A 16,269-nucleotide genomic window follows, 5' to 3' on the forward strand; every position below is an offset into this window, starting at 1 on the left:
TCAAAGTGGATCTTTGCCTGTCATCTGTTCATGCTGCTGAGCATGATATGCTTCCACTGCCCGGCGCAGAAATCCGTGCTGTTCTTTAAGAAGTTGCTTACCCTGCTCGGTATCCACTCCGGTCAATAAATGCAATATCGCCAATTTGGCTTTATAGCCGGATTTATTCAATGCCTCTAACGCGGTATCGCGATCACAATTGGTCGCCTGCATCACAATTCGGATGGCTCGTGCATACAGTTTTTCATTGCTGGCATTCACATCGACCATCAGGTTTTCATAACTCTTACCCGATCTGATCATACTCGCCGTCGTTAACATGTTAAGCACCAGTTTTTGGGCGGTGCCGGATTTTAGCCGGGTCGAGCCGGTCAATACTTCAGGGCCAACCACCGGACAAATGTTCACTTTTGCATGTCGTGATACTTCTGAACCTGGATTACAGGTCAGAGAAATCGTATTTGCGCCTATTGAGTTCGCATAATCCAGGCCACCAATAACATAGGGAGTGCGCCCACTGGCGGCAATACCAACCAGGACATCATCGGCGCAAAAATTAATTTCTTTCAGGTCATTAACCGCGCCCTGCGGGTTATCCTCGGCACCTTCAACCGCTTTATAAACAGCCTGGTTGCCACCGGCAATTAAACCAACGACCTGGTTGTGAGACACGCTAAAGGTGGGTGGACATTCAACCGCGTCAAGAATCCCGAGACGACCGCTGGTGCCAGCGCCTAAATAGATTAAACGACCGCCCCTGGCAAACGCGCGCACGATCAATTCCACCGCGTCACTGATAGGGCCGATACATCGTTGTACCGCAACTGGTACGTAAGCGTCCTCTTCGTTCAATCGTTCGAGGATTTCTCTCGATGTCATTAAATCAACTTGCATCGTATTCGGGTTGCGTTCTTCCGACACCATGCTATTCAATTGCGCCAGCAGCTGGCCTTGCTCATCACTGTCTTCTTCAATGCGCGTGGTATGAACGAGCGTGTTCTTCTGCGCTAGTTGGCGAGCGAGTAGACAGGCTCCATCAACAGAGCTTCCTTGTGCCAACTGACATTTTTGTTGATAGCGAACCTCAAGGTGGCTCAGCGTTGGCACCGACAATCCCCCCATTAATACCACTGGAACCGATTCATTTTTTAAGGTGAGATCCATTAATTGCTCAACATCGCGGGCATGGCGGCTGGCCAGCAATTTTGCTTTGTCACAGCTATCGGCTAGTTCAAATACGGTTGGCGCAAATGCTGCGTAATCTGCTGGTTTGGCGTTACGTAACCAATTTAAAATGTCATCCTGATTTCTACCAATCTGGCTTTGAATATAGGTAGCTAACGCGCTTTTCTGTTGACGCTGCTCATCGATTTCCTGAAGCAGTACCTTTACGGCGTGAAACCCCATTTTCGCGCCACTACCTTCATCGCCAATAGGAAAGCCCCAGCCACCGGCATAGGCTTCCTGGTTTTCTCCTTTTAACAAGGCACCGACAGAGCCTGTTCCCAGCGCGATTACTGCCACAGGCTTGCCTAAGTTAGCGCCGTATAACGAGGTTCTGGCGTCATTAAAAATCTCAAGGGCTGCAAACGGATAAGAAAGTCGATTGCGCAGTCTTTGTACCTGGGTGCGGTTGCCGGCTCCTGCCAGACCCATAACCACAGCAATGTCTTGTGGCTCAACATTTGCCCGTTGCAAAAGTCGGTCAATGAGTCCTAACAGGGCGATGCAGGCGCCTTCAAAATCGTTGGTCAATGAGCTCGAACCAGCACTGTCCTCAAAACACAGTCCGGTTTCCATTTGTTGCAAACGACCTATGGTTTTCGTACCACCACCGTCAATACCGAGAATGTATTTAACCGTCATTTACGGTTGAACCTCCATTTGTTTGACCTTCAGCGGGTCATGATTATTGTTGCCTGCGAAACACACCAAAAAGGATAGAAGGGCACCGATGCAAAGTTGCCAGGTGAATCCAAGGTTAAACTGCCATTGGTCAGGCAAAATATTGTCTATAACATAAGGTTGAAACACTAAGCTGACCAAAAAGCCGGTTATCAACGCCATCGGCACCGTGGTTGCGCTGCCACGATTGGTAAACACCGCGGTAAAATAAACGCCGAGCAGGCCGCTATATGAAAACACCATCACGCTCAGGGCAAAGGCCAGTAACGGCATATCTGAATATTGCTGCCAGTAATAACACAGTACCGCCATCGAACTTAACGCCATGGCTACCAGAGCCATGCCGACCTGACCGGCTTTAACAAAATGTTGGGCGGGTTTGTTTATCTGTCGTTTTTCAAGATAAGGACGATACATATCCTGCACCAACACAGATGCCATTGAATTTAAGCCTGAATTAAGTGTAGATAATGCAGCGGCAATCACACCTATGGTTACCAGGCCTTTAACGCCTGCAGGGATCTCATTGAGCACATAATACATGAATATCGTAATCTTCTCGCCGGAAAAGGTCTGATTGATGGTTTGTGCGGTTTCCCCCATTGCTAAGTCCGGACGTTGGTACAAGAGGTAAAGCAAAAGGCCGATGGCAATAAACAGGAACATCACCGGGATTACCATAATTACCGAATAAATCATTGCCAGGCTACCTTGTCTGGCGTCTTTACAGGTAAGCACACGTTGCGTCATGTCCTGATCCAGGCCAAATGCGGCGATATTCAATAGCACAAAACCGGTAAGTGCAGACCAGACGGTAAAAACACCGGATGAGGTAAAGTCAAGATTGAAATTAAACACCGTCAGTTTTGATTGCTCTCTGTCAGGTGGGTTTTGCAAGGCATCAAGGATCTGCGAAAAATCCGCCGGGATCGCCTGTAACAGGAAGTACAGAACTAATATTGCGGCGCTCACGTACACGCAACACTGAATGGCATCGGAATAGATTACCGTGCGGATGCCGCCAATGATTGAATACAACAGGCCAACAGTGGTTAACACCAACGTCGAGATGATGACATTTTCAGCACTGATATTGCCAAATAGGATCATTGAGACGGCGATCGCCGCCATATACAAACGCGCCCCGCTAGCAAATACCCGTCCAAACAGGTACATCATGCCTGCCTGCTTCTGCGCCCGTTTACCAAACCGCTGGGACAGAAGCTCGTATACGGTGGTGACTTTATGCTGGTAGAATTTCGGGATCAGGAAGAATGCCACAAAAAATGCGGCGATAAAGGCACCCATATTTGTGGCCAGATAGGATAAGTCATTGCGGTAGCCCTGGTCAGGCCCACCCAGAAATGTCGCTGCCGATTGTGAGGTTGCCAGTACGGAAACGGCTACCAGGAACACCGGCATTTTATGACCGCCAAGGAAATATTCGTCGGTATTGGCGGATTTTTGTCGATTGAAGTACCAACCTGTTGATATCATCACCAACACGTATACGGTAAATACCAGCCAATCGGCAGTGGCGAACTGTGTCGTCATCGTTATACCCGTTACAAAAATCTCTGGAAGAGAATATATAATTCCTGATAAATTAAAAAAATAATAATAAATTATTTTTTAAGAGTCTATCGCTAAGTGTTAAAAATTAAAAAAAATTGCATAGAGGGGAAGCATTTCATGAATAAGCCGGTTTATTCCTGGATAAAAATAGTCGCTGGCAGCCTGATATTTTTGCTATCACTGACGGCATGCGAAAGTGCGAAAAATGATACCTATAGTAAATTAACTGGCAACCTCCGGGTGGCACTAGCGCAAAAGATTATGCTGGATTTACGTTATTACTGCCAGAGCGAGCAGTTGATTAACGTTAACGGAAAACAGGTTTGTCGCACCCCGCTTACTCAGTTACCGCCGGAATTGGCGGCTATGATTCAGGATTCGAACATTGGTGGCATAATCCTGTTTGCGGAAAACCTGGAGTCGATCGAGCAGGTAGTAACCCTGAATTACGATATGCAACAGGCGGCCAGAGCTTCCTATTCAGGGCTGGATTTATTCATTTCTATCGACCAGGAAGGCGGTCGGGTAGCGCGTTTACCACGCGAGCAGGTAACGTCGTTTAGTGGCAATATGGCGATCGGTGCCACCCAGGCGAAGTCCGGCAATTATTTTGCCGAACAAACCGGCAGAATTATAGGAGTCGAACTCGCGGCATTAGGCTTTAATCTGAATCATGCACCCAATGTCGATGTCAATGTCAATGCAGATAACCCGGTGATTAATGTCCGATCATTTGGCGAACAGGCAGAGCAGGTGGCAGAACTTGGAAGTGCACAACTTAATGCCATGCAACAGCAGGGCGTGATCGGCACGTTAAAACATTTTCCTGGTCATGGTGACACCAATGTCGACTCTCATACCGGACTTCCCCGGGTTGACCACCATCTAGAACAAATCGTTAATGTCGATCTGCTGCCTTTTCAGCGGGCCATCGATCAGGGGCTGGCAAAAATGATCATGACCGCTCATATCCAATATCCGCAGCTGGACGATTCCACCTTCAATGCCAGTGACGGCAGCACGATGATAAAACCCGCGACCATGTCGAAGCGAATTTTGACTGATTTGCTGCGCACGCAAATGGGGTTTAATGGGGTAGTGATCACTGATGCCCTTGATATGGCAGGGATTAGTCACTTCTTTAATCCTGTCGATGCGATTATAGAAACCTTTAATGCGGGTTCTGATATCGCCCTGATGCCATTTCGCATTCGCAAAGCAGAAGATATTGCAACACTATCCCAGGTGCTTGACCAGCTTGAACAGGCAGTGGCAGATGGCCGCTTATCGGAGCAGCAAGTGTATGACTCAGTGCAGCGAATCTTTACTTTAAAACAACAAATTCCTTCCCGCTTTAACAACAACACCCTGGCCGCTAATATTGCCTATGCAGACGGTGTGGTCGGCACCAATGCGCATCGTGACATTGAACGGCAACTGGCTGAGCAGTCTCTGGTGATGGTCAAAAATGAACAGGCAATACCGATTGCTGATAACAGTAAGGTGCACCTGTTAATGCCGGATTTGGGCAAATGCCGGGCATTGCAACAAGCCATCGACGCGACTAATCCACAGCTTAATATCAGTTGCAGTGATCTGCATCAGCTTGATTTTGCCAAAGCGCATCATCAGGTAATGCAGGCTGACGTAGTTGTCGCTGCCAGTATCACGCCGAACCAAAGCGCTGCAGAAATGGGGGGAGTCGAGGATCTGGAATTGATATTCGAAAAGCGCGAAAAACTGAGTAAAAAAGAACAGCAACAGCAGCTTATCCAGTTGCTGAGCCTGGCAAAAGCAAACAATAAAACCACCATCTTTGTCAGTCTGCGAGCGCCTTATGAAATGACGCGTTATCACCATGATAGTGATGCCCTGGTTGCGACGTTCTCATACAACGTTCACAGTGTCACCCAGTCCGACACAGATACGACCGTTACCGGCCCAGCTTACGTAGCGTTAGCTAAACTACTGACGGGAAAAATAACCGCGTCCGGACAATTACCGGTAACTATTGATGTTAATGATAGGGACCTGACTGAGAATAATAACGATAGCGATACGAGTAATGATTAAACTGTTTTCGGGTTACGCTCGCAATATTATCGAGCAACTACCTCCGGGCCGGTTATTGGCCCTTGATGTATTTCGTGGCATCACCATAGCGGCAATGATACTGGTCAATAACCCAGGAAGCTGGTCCTACGTATATGGGCCGATGGCGCACGCTCAATGGCACGGTTGGACGATTACCGATCTGATCTTTCCTTTTTTTATTTTTATTGCCGGTGTGTCGGTCGCCATTGTAATGAATCGGGAGCTGGCTAAGGGTACTGATAAGAAATATTTACTGAAACATGCGTTGATTCGAGCCAGCAAATTATTTGCGCTAGGCTTGTTTCTGGCGTTGTTTTATTACAATTTCACCGATCCTGAATTCAGCTGGTTGGATGCCAGGTTATTCTCTATCCGGGTAATGGGCGTTTTACAGCGTATTGGTCTGGTGTACTTTGCTACGGTAGTTATCGTCCTTTACTGGGGCAATATCGGGCGTGCTGTCTGGGCAGTTGCATTGCTATTAGGTTACTGGGCATTGCTGATGTTGGTCCCGTATAGCGATGCATCGGGCATTCAATACGTTGGCCTGCTTGAATTTGGTAACTCACTGCCGGCCTATGTGGATAATCTACTACTGACCGGTAAGCATTTGTATTATGCCAGTGCCGAACCTTTTGCTTTCGATCCAGAAGGAATAATTAGTACCGTACCAGCTATCAGCGGTTGTCTTGCGGGCGTATTCACCGGTAACCTGCTAACCAATAAGGATACCAGTTTAACCGCGAAAACTAAGAAAATGCTGGTCATTGGATTGGTCTGTGCCATCGCCGGCGAGCTGTGGGGGCTTGTGTTTCCGGTAAATAAGGCACTCTGGACCTCGAGTTTTGTGTTAATGACCACTGGTTGGGCTCTGATAATACTTGCAGCGCTTACCTGGCTTATCGATATTCGTGGCAAAAAATACTGGAGTGCGCCTTTTGTGGTGTGTGGTGCCAACGCCATTTTCTTCTTCATGTTCTCTGGCGTTGTTGCTCGTATCCTGTTAATGATTCCAGTCGCCGATACAACATTAAAAGGCTGGCTTTTTAGCCAGGTTTTTCAACCTGCCTTTGGTAACTTTAATGGCTCACTGATGTTTGCGATAAGTTTTATGTTTGCCTGTTATTGGGTTCTGGACTACCTGTATCGCCGCAAAATATTTTTCAAGGTGTAAGCAAATCTCGGCTCAGGTATGAATAAAAAATGATCTAAGCGATGTCAGTATTGATGAGGGCAGGCTGGTAGTGTAGGTAGAAAATGAACATTAAATCTGCTTGAAAATCATACAGAAATAAAAATGATCCTGATCATTTTGTCCGCCGTAAGGTTGAATGCGACTTCAAACTTTACAAGAGGAACAACAATGAAAAGGATCACTAAGATCATTTTACCAATAATCTTCGCTGGCGTCATTTCTGGTTGTAATGACGATGATGATGACGTCACCATTACCCCGATTGAACCACCTGCTCCACAATCAATGGTTCGGGTAATTCACGGCTCTCCGGATGCCCCTGCGGTTAACGTGCTCGCCGGCGGCACTGTTGTTGACGAATTGGCTGGAATCGATTTTGCCGTGGGTTCAGGCTTCCTGTCGCTTGATGCAGGCACCTATCCTATCGCCGTCGAGGCAATTCTTGCAGATGACAGCACGACCCAGGTACTCGATTTGGGCGATGTCGAATTGATGGCTGATACTGAATACACCGTGTTTGCACACGGCACAGTAACCAACATGGATTTAGCACCAGCAGTGATTTCCAATCCAGTTTCTGCAGTCGGCGATGGTAATATCCGTGTGCAGGTATTACACGGCTCTTCGATTGCACCTATGGTCGATTTACATATAACAGGGGCAGAAGATGATCTTGGCGAACCACTTGCGACACTTGCTTACGGTGATGTTACCGGTCAGGTTGAAGTGCCGGCAGGTGTTTACCGAGTGCGCCTTGTTGTTGCCGAAGGTGAGAGCATGGGTGCCGTTGCTTTTGATGCGGTGTTGCCTGAACTGTCAGCTGGTGCAGATTTGTTTGTGGCCGCTACGACCAATACTGGAGTACCAACCTCTCCGGTATTCCTGTTGGCAAATGACGGAACCGATACTCTGAAAATCATTGACGATCGCACTCAGGCCTGGGTTCGGGTTGTCCATGCAGCGGCAGATGTGCCAAATGTCGATATTTTAGTCGATGGCAACAAAATAAATGCACTAAGCAACGCACCATTTACCGGCGTGACCGGAAATGTTGCGGTCGATGCTGGTTCCTACATGGTGGATACCGTATTAACGTCGGACAATAGTGTCGTCGGAATTAGCGATCAACTGATGCTCGAAGCAGACATGAAATATACCGTCAATGCCGTTGGCACTCTCGATGCTAACGATGATGCTGCCCTGGAATACTATGTTCAGGTCGATGATGGACGCATGGTTGCGACCGAAGCTCAGGTACGATTAACCCATGCGCATCCTTCAGTGGGGAATGTTGACATATACGTAACCGCCGATGGTGATATCAGCAATGCGGAACCGGTTTGGATGGATGTACCTTATCAAGCCGACACCGGATTTGTATCACTACCTCCTGGTGATTATGTTGTCCAGGTAACCTTGACGGGTACCGATACCATTGCCATTGATACCGGCGTGATCACCCTGATGGGCGGTAAAGTCTACTCGGCTGCCGCTGTCGATAATCCTGCAGGCATGCCGGCGAATCTTATTTTGATGGATGCGTTTACGGAATAAACGGCGTTAGCTTTGTATTCAAGCCCCCAAAATGCTTGTTGTTTTGGGGGCTTTCTCTTGACTAAAGGTGTCGAAGGGTGACTAAAGGTGTCTAAGGGTGACGACTTTAGTCACTCTACCATAACCGTCCGGTGTTTTTCCGGACTGTCCTGTCCTGTGTTTATCCGGACCGTCACCATTTTAATTTTTTGTTGATCGCCTTCCCCCTGGGAAGCGTATAAATCACCATCAAAACAACAATGGATGTATTCATGAACTTAGCCATATTTCCATTACCAGTTTATTTACTCCCCGGTGGCATTACCAGGCTGCGCATCTTTGAACAACGATATCTGAAAATGGTCAAGGAAGCCGCGAGCGGCGACGGATTCGTGATCAGCCTGCATCGAGAAGGTAATGAATTCAATATCTCCGATTGGGGGAGTTGGGTGCACATTATTGATTTCCAGCACGGCGATGACGGCTTGTTATATATTGACGTCCAATGCCAGGATCTTGTTCGTATCGGTACGGTTGAGAGGGATCAGGATAAGCTGTTGCACGGTGATGTTCAGGTGTGTGAACACTGGCCTGTTCAGCAAGCTAATGATGACACGCAATTGCTTGGTGAGGAACTGAACAAGTTTTTCGACGCGAATCCAACGTATGCAAGTCTGTATCCGGATCCTGACTTTGGCTCGCCAGTCTGGGTATGTGGCCGTTGGCTTGAGTTAATCCCGATTAACTATGAGAAAAAGCGTTGTTTTATACATCCAGACAGTTTCAGCAAGGCGATTAATTTCCTGTCGACGGTGATCATAGAGAAGACTTGATAATTTATCTTGCGAATAATTGATCTTCGCGAACCATACGTCCGTAAGAACATGCATCCGGGTTAGAGCTTCGAGATACTCATGACGCAAGCAGGTACAATTTTATTGCAAAATCAAAAGTCTGGCTTACATAATAAGGTCATGACTAATGACAATAATCATCAGCAACTTGCCGCTTGGTTAGCCGATGTGGCCAACAATAGGGACAAAGCAGCCTTCACTGGGCTGTTTAGGTTTTTCGCGCCGAAAATTCAGCGGATTGCCCACCAGCAGTTCAGCAACGAATCGCAAGCTAGTGAAGTGGTGCAGGAAACCATGTCCAACGTATGGCGCAAAGCGCATTTGTACTCGCCTGAGAAAGGCGCTCCTACCACTTGGGTTTATACCATCATGCGAAACGTAAGTTTCGACATGTTGCGGAAAATGAAATCTAGGAAAGAGGATAACTTCAGTGAAGACATCTGGCCGTTAGTTGAGGCCGACAATGTTGAAACCGAAGTGTATCCGGATCATCTTCAGCAAAATCAAATCCTGGCGTATCTGGACAAGCTTCCGGAAAACCAGAAACAGGTTGTGAAAGGTTTTTACTTTCTGGAGATGTCTCAGGAACAACTTGCCAGGCACCTCAATTTGCCGTTAGGAACGGTGAAATCGAGACTACGTCTGGCATTGGGCAAATTAAAGCAGCAACTTACAGAACAAGACATGGGAGAGCGTGATGATTAAGCACCACCCCGAAACCAAACTTTTACAATCATTCTCTGCCGGTGAGCTTCCAGTCTCGTTATCTGCGGCAATCAGCATCCACGTGGAAATGTGTCCCGTTTGCCAACAACGCTGTGAAGAATTTACGGAACAAAAAGCAGAGCAATACTTTGAATCGGCACATGTTGACGACCTGGCTGAGCCTATTCAAATCGACAGCAATTTGCTGGCGATGATAGATAACATCACCGATGATCCGACTCAAGCGCATGTGGTCGAGCCTACACTCAATAGTGTTGCGGTTAAGGGAGATGAGTATCAGCTTCCAAGAGCTCTACGTTCAATGAGCGTTGGTCGCTTTGCCGGCATAGGCAAAGTCAGTCGGGCACGGATTGACCTCGATGAAGGGGAAATTCACACCAGTCTGTTGCAGATCCAACCCGGCGGTATGATCCCTGAGCATACGCACAAAGGTTTCGAACTTACCTTGTTGCTTGATGGTGAATTCAGTGATGATATGGGTACCTATTATCCTGGAGATTTCATCTGGCTTGATGGCCGCCACCAGCACAACCCCAAGACCGAGCAGGGCTGCCTGTGTCTGACGGTGGTTAGTGACGCGCTACATTTCACCCAGGGATTTGGCAAGTTACTGAACCCATTTGGATCGCTTCTATATTAATCGCTTGTGCCGGTTCGTTTTCGGGCCGGCTCACTTCTTCTGAAGCCTGGAGGATTGCATGAGTCATCAAGTCTTTGATACTGATATCAACATTGGCATCAGTGCCTGCCTGGTTGGGCAAAAGGTACGTTTCGATGCCAGCCACAAACGCTCCGCGTTTTGTGTTAACGAGTTCGGCAGGCACGTGAAGTTTGTTCCCTACTGCCCGGAAGTAGCAATAGGTCTACCGGTACCGCGTCCTACGGTCAGGCAAATTGATGTCGATGGCGTGATTCATGTTAGTCGCCCGGATGGAAGCATGGACGTCACCCAACAGTTGCGTGATTACGGGAGAAAGTTAGCCCCTAAGCTGCAAGCTATTAGTGGCTATATTTTCTGCGCCAAAAGCCCTAGCTGTGGCATGGAACGGGTCAAGGTTTACTCGCAAGATGGCAAAGGCTCGACGTCAGATGGCGTGGGCGTGTTCGCCCGAGAAATTATGGAGCGACATCCGCATCTTCCCTGTGAAGAGAATGGTCGCTTAAATGATGCCAAGCTACGGGAAAATTTCGTTGCCCGTGTTTTTGCTTACAAGCACTGGCAGACGCTTCAGGCGAAAGGGTTTTCTAAACACAACCTGATGACGTTTCATAGCCAGTATAAGTACTTGCTTATGTCCCACGATTTGATTCGCTATAAAGAAGCAGGGCGATTACTCGCCAATATGAATGGCGATATTGACCAGGTTGCTGAGCAATACCTGGCCCTATTGATGGCAGCGATGAAAAAAATGGCGACCCGAAAAGGACACGCCAACACCTTGCAGCATATTCAGGGCTATTTTTCTGAGCAATTGAACGCTGATGAAAAGCGTGAATTATGTCAGCACATCGAAGACTACCGAATTGGTTTGGTACCGCTGATGGTGCCGTTGACGATGATTAAGCATTATTTGATGGAGTTTCCGAAAGATTACCTGGCGCAGCAAGTGTATTTGCAGCCACACCCTGCATCACTGAAGTTGAGATATGGGTACTAATGCTGTACTGGGTTCGCAATGATTTACGGGTTCACGATAACCCCGCGTTAACCATGGCGTATCGACAGGGATGTCGGGACGCAATATTTCTGGGATGTAAAAAACAATGGAACCAGCACCACCTCAGCCCCATAAAGCAAGATTTCATCTACCGACATCTCATTGTGCTCGCAACCAAACTAGCGGACCTCGGGGTCCGCTTTCATTTTGTCGAAGTAGAGGATTTCTCTGGACAGCAGCATTGGTTAATGAACTGGCAGGATGAACGCCGACAACAGCAGCAAAGCGCAGAAGTTTTTGCCAACAACGAAGTAGAGCTTAATGAACAGCAAAGAGATCAGCATCTGATCGCCAGGGGCCTGACATTGTCGCTATTTGAAGCCGACGTGATTGTCCCGAAAGGCCAGGTAGTAACTGCTGCCGGTGAGATGTATCGGGTATTTACCCCGTTTAAACGCGCCTGGATTAAGGCGGTAATGCATCATAGCTTTGAGTGCCTGGCAAACCCTGAAGCTGATCAGGCGACGCAGAACAAGGTTGATAATCAGCAGGCCATTGAACAGTTACAGGCTTGCCGAAACAATTTAGATAAATCTTCCAGTGACTGGCCGGATGCTAAAATGGTGATGTCTGAGCAGCTCGGTGACTGGCTCGAAGATAACGTTCTTGACTATGGCAAACAGCGGGATTTTCCCGCCAAAGCGGCAACTTCAAAATTGTCTCCGTGCCTTAGCATCGGCGCCATCAGTCCGCGACTGTTAATGCGCTTGCTATTACAACGCCACCCTATGGTGATGGAGCAGCCAGAATCGTCGGCATTTTGCTGGCTCAATGAGTTGATTTGGCGAGAATTCTACCGGCACTTGCTGCACGCTTACCCGAACCTTATTAAAGGTGAGAATTTCAATCGTCAGTATGATGCCATTGCCTGGCGCAACGATCCGGAAGAGTTTTCCAGATGGTGCCAGGGAAAAACCGGATATCCCCTGGTTGACGCGGCGATGCGGCAACTCAACCAGACGGGGTGGATGCACAACCGACTGCGCATGGTGGTTGCCAGTTTCCTAACAAAGGATTTACTGATTGACTGGCGATGGGGGGAGCAATATTTTATGGAGCAGCTCATTGACGGAGATTTTGCTGCCAATAATGGCGGCTGGCAGTGGGCGGCGTCAACTGGTTGTGATGCGCAACCCTACTTCCGAATTTTTAATCCGATAACCCAGAGCCAGAAATTTGATCCCAATGGTGAATTTATCCGTAAATATGTTCCGGAACTGGCAGATATACCCGAACGGCATATTCATTTTCCGCATCAGTATCTTATTGATAAATCTTGTGAAAATTTATACGAATCGGCTATGGTAGATCATAAGCACGCCAGAGAAAGGACATTAGCCGCTTACAAAGCGTGCCGTTAACAATGATAGGCGAGGGCGTATGGAATCAACAGTGAATAAAGGTGAAGGACAGGTATTGTCATTGCCGGAACCTGATTCGGCTGCTGGCAAGTCTACGGGTGACGACCAGTATCCCTTGTGGCTGGCGACCTTTTTAGATGTTTATCAACGCCTGTCAACAGACAACCTCAACCTCCTGACTCAAGTCTATAGTGACGATGTTCGCTTTCAGGATCCCCTGCATGTCATTGAGGGGCAAAAGCAACTCATTGCCTATTTCGATTTACTTTATACAAACCTGAGCGAGTGTCGCTTTACTATCAGCGAGGTTTTCAGTGATGGGGCTCAAGCTGCCATTTATTGGCAGATGATATTTGTACATCCGAAACTGAATGGTGGCAAGGCAGTTCAGGTTGAAGGGCATTCCCGCTTGAAAGCTAAGGGTGATAGAGTGGGTTATCATCGCGATTACCTCGATGTCGGGGCGATGTTGTATGAACACATTCCGGTGCTCGGGCGCCTGGTTAAATTGATTAAAAGCCGAGCCGGACAATGAAACAGGTATTAATTACCGGAGCCACATCAGGGATTGGAGAGGCACTTGCTCTGCATTATGCAAACCAGGATTATGCCGTTATCGCCTGTGGCCGCAATCAAGCCCGATTAGAGGAACTTAGCCAGCGGCAGACACATATACAAACCCTGGCTTTCGATATTACCCTAGCAGAGCAGGTGGCTGAGGCGGCAGCTCAGGTGGATGCATTGGACATTGTTATTCTCAACGCCGGGGATTGTGAGTATATCGATGACGCTGGTAGTTTTGACGGTGCCCTATTCAAACGGGTGATAACCGTAAACCTGCTGGCGATGGGCGACCTGCTAGAACATTTTATCAAGAAACTGCGAACTGGCGGCCAGTTGGTGATAGTGAGTTCAAGTGTTACTTATTTGCCATTACCCCGGGCCGAGGCTTATGGCGCATCAAAAGCCGGTGTCGATTACCTTGCCAAAACGCTGGCCTTTGATTTAGCGCCCGAACAAATCGACGTTACCCTGGTGCAACCTGGGTTTATAAAAACACCACTTACTGACAAGAACGACTTTTCCATGCCGTTTTTACTCACCGCCGAGCAAGCGGCAGAGCGAATTTTTAAAGGCGTGCAAAAACGCCGAAAAATACTCGATTTTCCCAAACGTTTTACCTACCTGTTACGGCTTTTATCCTGGCTGCCGTTTAGCTGGTGGTGTTGGTTGTTAACAAGGAAGAAATCATAAATGAAAAAGAACATTGCCATTATCGGATCGGGCATTTCTGGATTAACCTGTGGTTATTTACTAAGTCAGAAACACCAGGTTACGGTGTTTGAAAAAAATGACTACATTGGCGGCCATACGGCAACCAAAGATGTCAATGTTGATGGCGAAGATTATATTGTCGATACCGGTTTTATCGTCTTTAACAACAAAACCTATCCGAATTTTTTAAAACTACTGTCGCAACTTGGCGTAAATAAACGAGAGACAGAAATGAGTTTCTCGGTCCATAACCGCCATACGCAAATGGAATATAATGGCCATAACCTGGATACCCTGTTTGCCCAGCGCCGCAATCTGTTAAAACCCAGCTTCTGGCGCTTGATTAAGGAAATCCTGCGGTTTAATAAACAATGCAAGAAGCTTTATGCGGATGGCGATATTCCCGTTGAGCAAACCCTGGGTGGTTTCTTAACGGAGCAGGGTTTTTCCGAGCATTTTTCCCAGCACTATATTCTGCCCATGGGGGCGGCGATTTGGTCCAGTTCCATCGAGCAGATGATGGACTTTCAACTGGACTTCTTTATACGCTTCTTCCATAACCATGGTTTATTGAATATTGCCGACCGGCCGCAGTGGTACGTTATTGAAAACGGTTCGCGTTCTTATATCGACCCGCTGATTGCTGATTTTAGGGAGAGTATTCACTTAAATACCGATATTACCGGGGTTTACCGCGAACACGAGCAGGTACGCATTACGTTCGCAGATGGCACTGAGCAGTACTTTGATGAAGTGGTGCTCGCTTGTCACTCGGACCAGGCCCTGGCCCTGCTTAAAGATGCCAGTGACGATGAATATCAGGTCCTCGGCGCCTTGCCATACAGCCAGAACCAGGTGGTGATGCATACCGATATATCTGTATTGCCGAAGCGCCGCAAAGCCTGGGCCAGCTGGAATTATATGCTCGATAATGACCGACAGCGCCCGGCCAGTGTCAGCTATAACATGAATATTCTTCAGCATATTAAAAGCGACCACACCTTTTGTGTCACCCTGAATCAAAGCGATGCGATTGATAACGCTAAATTGCTGGAACAATACGTCTATGAACACCCGATTTTTTCAACCTCGGGCATGCAGGCACAACAGCAACGACAGCTAATCTGTGGCCAGAATCGCACTCATTTTGCCGGCGCTTATTGGTACAACGGATTTCATGAAGATGGCGTTCGATCTGCCGTAGATGTGGGCGAGCGATTTGGTTGTCAGCTATGAACCAGGGGCAATTGCCAACCATGCCGGTAAATAGCGGTATATATGCCGGCGATGTCCGTCATCGACGCTTTGCGCCGGTGCGCCACAGTTTTAATTATCGGCTCTACATGTTGGTGATAGACCTTGATGAATGGCAAATGGGAATGTTGGAAAGTGCCTGGCTGGGTGAGGGTTGGTTTAAGCCGATTCGCATAAAACAACGAGATTATGTTAATGGTGAACCACAAGACCTAAAACAACGTATTCGAAACAAAGTGCAGGCGTTAGGGGGAACCTGGCCTGACGGCAAGGTGATAATGACTATCCAGGGGCGCTGTTTCGGATTGTATTTTAGTCCGGTCAATTTTTATTTTTGCTATGACCAGAACGACAGTGCCAGATACATGCTCGCAGAAGTTAGTAATACTCCCTGGAATGAACGCCATTATTATCTGGTGGATCTGGATGCGATTACGCCAACGCCTAAAGCATTCCATGTGTCACCCTTTATGGATTTGGATATGACCTATCACTGGAAAGTAAAAGCGCCAAAACTTGGCGCCAGTGATAGAGGCACCGATTCGCAGTTAATGGTTCACATTGAGAATCATCGCAGCGAAAAGTTGTTCGATGCCACTATGGCGTTGACCCGGCAACCATTGACGGCCAGTGCAATTTTTGCGGTGTGGCGTAGTTTGCCGATGATGACCATGAAAATATGTGCAGGGATTTACTGGCAGGCGTTGAAGCTCTGGCTAAAGAAAGTCCCGTTCGTTGCCCACCCGAATTCCTGATGGATTATTGAACGAAATCGTAAT

Annotated in this window: 14 protein-coding genes and 1 pseudogene; 12 read left to right on the forward strand and 3 right to left on the reverse strand. The window is 47.7% G+C overall.

The window, feature by feature from the left end; all coding sequences use genetic code 11:
- The 3 genes and pseudogenes from murQ to E8M12_RS01360 form a co-directional block, all read right to left on the reverse strand.
- Complete coding sequence (gene murQ / locus E8M12_RS16425; protein WP_438363447.1) at window positions 1-975, reverse strand: N-acetylmuramic acid 6-phosphate etherase; 975 nt, start codon at window positions 973-975, stop codon at window positions 1-3.
- Window positions 976-1,119: 144 nt separating this feature from the next.
- Window positions 1,120-1,866: pseudogene (locus tag E8M12_RS16430) on the reverse strand (glucosamine kinase nucleotide-binding domain-containing protein); the annotation flags it as partial.
- On the reverse strand, window positions 1,867-3,459 hold the full coding sequence (locus E8M12_RS01360) for a sodium:solute symporter (RefSeq protein WP_136734274.1): 1,593 nt from the start codon (window positions 3,457-3,459) through the stop codon (window positions 1,867-1,869).
- 138 nt (window positions 3,460-3,597) lie between these two features.
- Between E8M12_RS01360 and E8M12_RS01365 the strand changes: the two genes are divergently transcribed.
- The 12 genes from E8M12_RS01365 to E8M12_RS01420 all read left to right on the forward strand — a co-directional run bounded on the left by E8M12_RS01365 (window position 3,598) and on the right by E8M12_RS01420 (window position 16,245).
- On the forward strand, window positions 3,598-5,553 hold the full coding sequence (locus E8M12_RS01365; RefSeq protein ID WP_306416205.1) for a glycoside hydrolase family 3 protein: 1,956 nt from the start codon (window positions 3,598-3,600) through the stop codon (window positions 5,551-5,553).
- Entirely contained in the window at window positions 5,546-6,748 is a 1,203-nt protein-coding gene (locus E8M12_RS01370; protein WP_246033978.1) for an acyltransferase family protein, read from the forward strand. Before E8M12_RS01365 ends, E8M12_RS01370 begins: the two co-directional genes overlap by 8 nt.
- A 189-nt stretch (window positions 6,749-6,937) precedes the next feature.
- The gene (locus E8M12_RS01375) at window positions 6,938-8,323 is read left to right on the forward strand and encodes a DUF4397 domain-containing protein (RefSeq protein WP_169303001.1); all 1,386 of its coding nucleotides are present in this window, start codon (window positions 6,938-6,940) and stop codon (window positions 8,321-8,323) included.
- A gap of 251 nt (window positions 8,324-8,574) precedes the next feature.
- The gene (locus E8M12_RS01380) at window positions 8,575-9,135 is read left to right on the forward strand and encodes an LON peptidase substrate-binding domain-containing protein (protein WP_169303002.1); all 561 of its coding nucleotides are present in this window, start codon (window positions 8,575-8,577) and stop codon (window positions 9,133-9,135) included.
- Window positions 9,136-9,216: 81 nt separating this feature from the next.
- A complete protein-coding gene (locus E8M12_RS01385) occupies window positions 9,217-9,861 on the forward strand; it encodes a sigma-70 family RNA polymerase sigma factor (protein WP_136734277.1) in 645 nt (214 codons plus the stop codon).
- Window positions 9,854-10,522, forward strand: a complete 669-nt coding sequence (locus E8M12_RS01390; RefSeq protein ID WP_136734278.1) for a ChrR family anti-sigma-E factor — start codon at window positions 9,854-9,856, stop codon at window positions 10,520-10,522. Before E8M12_RS01385 ends, E8M12_RS01390 begins: the two co-directional genes overlap by 8 nt.
- A 58-nt stretch (window positions 10,523-10,580) precedes the next feature.
- A complete protein-coding gene (locus E8M12_RS01395; protein ID WP_136734279.1) occupies window positions 10,581-11,540 on the forward strand; it encodes a YbgA family protein in 960 nt (319 codons plus the stop codon).
- The gene (phrB, locus tag E8M12_RS01400) at window positions 11,540-12,961 is read left to right on the forward strand and encodes a deoxyribodipyrimidine photo-lyase (RefSeq protein ID WP_136734280.1); all 1,422 of its coding nucleotides are present in this window, start codon (window positions 11,540-11,542) and stop codon (window positions 12,959-12,961) included. The genes E8M12_RS01395 and phrB overlap by 1 nt, the downstream gene beginning before the upstream one ends.
- 19 nt (window positions 12,962-12,980) lie before the next feature.
- Entirely contained in the window at window positions 12,981-13,496 is a 516-nt protein-coding gene (locus E8M12_RS01405; protein WP_136734281.1) for a nuclear transport factor 2 family protein, read from the forward strand.
- Window positions 13,493-14,215 (forward strand): SDR family NAD(P)-dependent oxidoreductase, encoded by a 723-nt coding sequence (locus E8M12_RS01410; protein ID WP_136734282.1) that lies wholly within the window; start codon window positions 13,493-13,495, stop codon window positions 14,213-14,215. Before E8M12_RS01405 ends, E8M12_RS01410 begins: the two co-directional genes overlap by 4 nt.
- The gene (locus tag E8M12_RS01415) at window positions 14,216-15,472 is read left to right on the forward strand and encodes an NAD(P)/FAD-dependent oxidoreductase (protein ID WP_136734283.1); all 1,257 of its coding nucleotides are present in this window, start codon (window positions 14,216-14,218) and stop codon (window positions 15,470-15,472) included.
- A complete protein-coding gene (locus E8M12_RS01420; protein ID WP_246033979.1) occupies window positions 15,469-16,245 on the forward strand; it encodes a DUF1365 domain-containing protein in 777 nt (258 codons plus the stop codon). The genes E8M12_RS01415 and E8M12_RS01420 overlap by 4 nt, the downstream gene beginning before the upstream one ends.
- Window positions 16,246-16,269: the final 24 nt, after the last annotated feature.

It is taken from the genome of Thalassotalea mangrovi, from assembly GCF_005116735.1.
Taxonomy (GTDB): Bacteria; Pseudomonadota; Gammaproteobacteria; order Enterobacterales; family Alteromonadaceae; genus Thalassotalea_A; species Thalassotalea_A mangrovi.

Coding starts and splice junctions, on each gene's coding strand:
- E8M12_RS01360 (WP_136734274.1), bottom strand. CDS start 3,459: ATGACGACACAGTTCGCCACTGCCGATTGGCTGGTATTTACCGTATAC.
- E8M12_RS01365 (WP_306416205.1), top strand. CDS start 3,598: ATGAATAAGCCGGTTTATTCCTGGATAAAAATAGTCGCTGGCAGCCTG.
- E8M12_RS01370 (WP_246033978.1), top strand. CDS start 5,546: ATGATTAAACTGTTTTCGGGTTACGCTCGCAATATTATCGAGCAACTA.
- E8M12_RS01375 (WP_169303001.1), top strand. CDS start 6,938: ATGAAAAGGATCACTAAGATCATTTTACCAATAATCTTCGCTGGCGTC.
- E8M12_RS01380 (WP_169303002.1), top strand. CDS start 8,575: ATGAACTTAGCCATATTTCCATTACCAGTTTATTTACTCCCCGGTGGC.
- E8M12_RS01385 (WP_136734277.1), top strand. CDS start 9,217: ATGACGCAAGCAGGTACAATTTTATTGCAAAATCAAAAGTCTGGCTTA.
- E8M12_RS01390 (WP_136734278.1), top strand. CDS start 9,854: ATGATTAAGCACCACCCCGAAACCAAACTTTTACAATCATTCTCTGCC.
- E8M12_RS01395 (WP_136734279.1), top strand. CDS start 10,581: ATGAGTCATCAAGTCTTTGATACTGATATCAACATTGGCATCAGTGCC.
- phrB (WP_136734280.1), top strand. CDS start 11,540: ATGCTGTACTGGGTTCGCAATGATTTACGGGTTCACGATAACCCCGCG.
- E8M12_RS01405 (WP_136734281.1), top strand. CDS start 12,981: ATGGAATCAACAGTGAATAAAGGTGAAGGACAGGTATTGTCATTGCCG.
- E8M12_RS01410 (WP_136734282.1), top strand. CDS start 13,493: ATGAAACAGGTATTAATTACCGGAGCCACATCAGGGATTGGAGAGGCA.
- E8M12_RS01415 (WP_136734283.1), top strand. CDS start 14,216: ATGAAAAAGAACATTGCCATTATCGGATCGGGCATTTCTGGATTAACC.
- E8M12_RS01420 (WP_246033979.1), top strand. CDS start 15,469: ATGAACCAGGGGCAATTGCCAACCATGCCGGTAAATAGCGGTATATAT.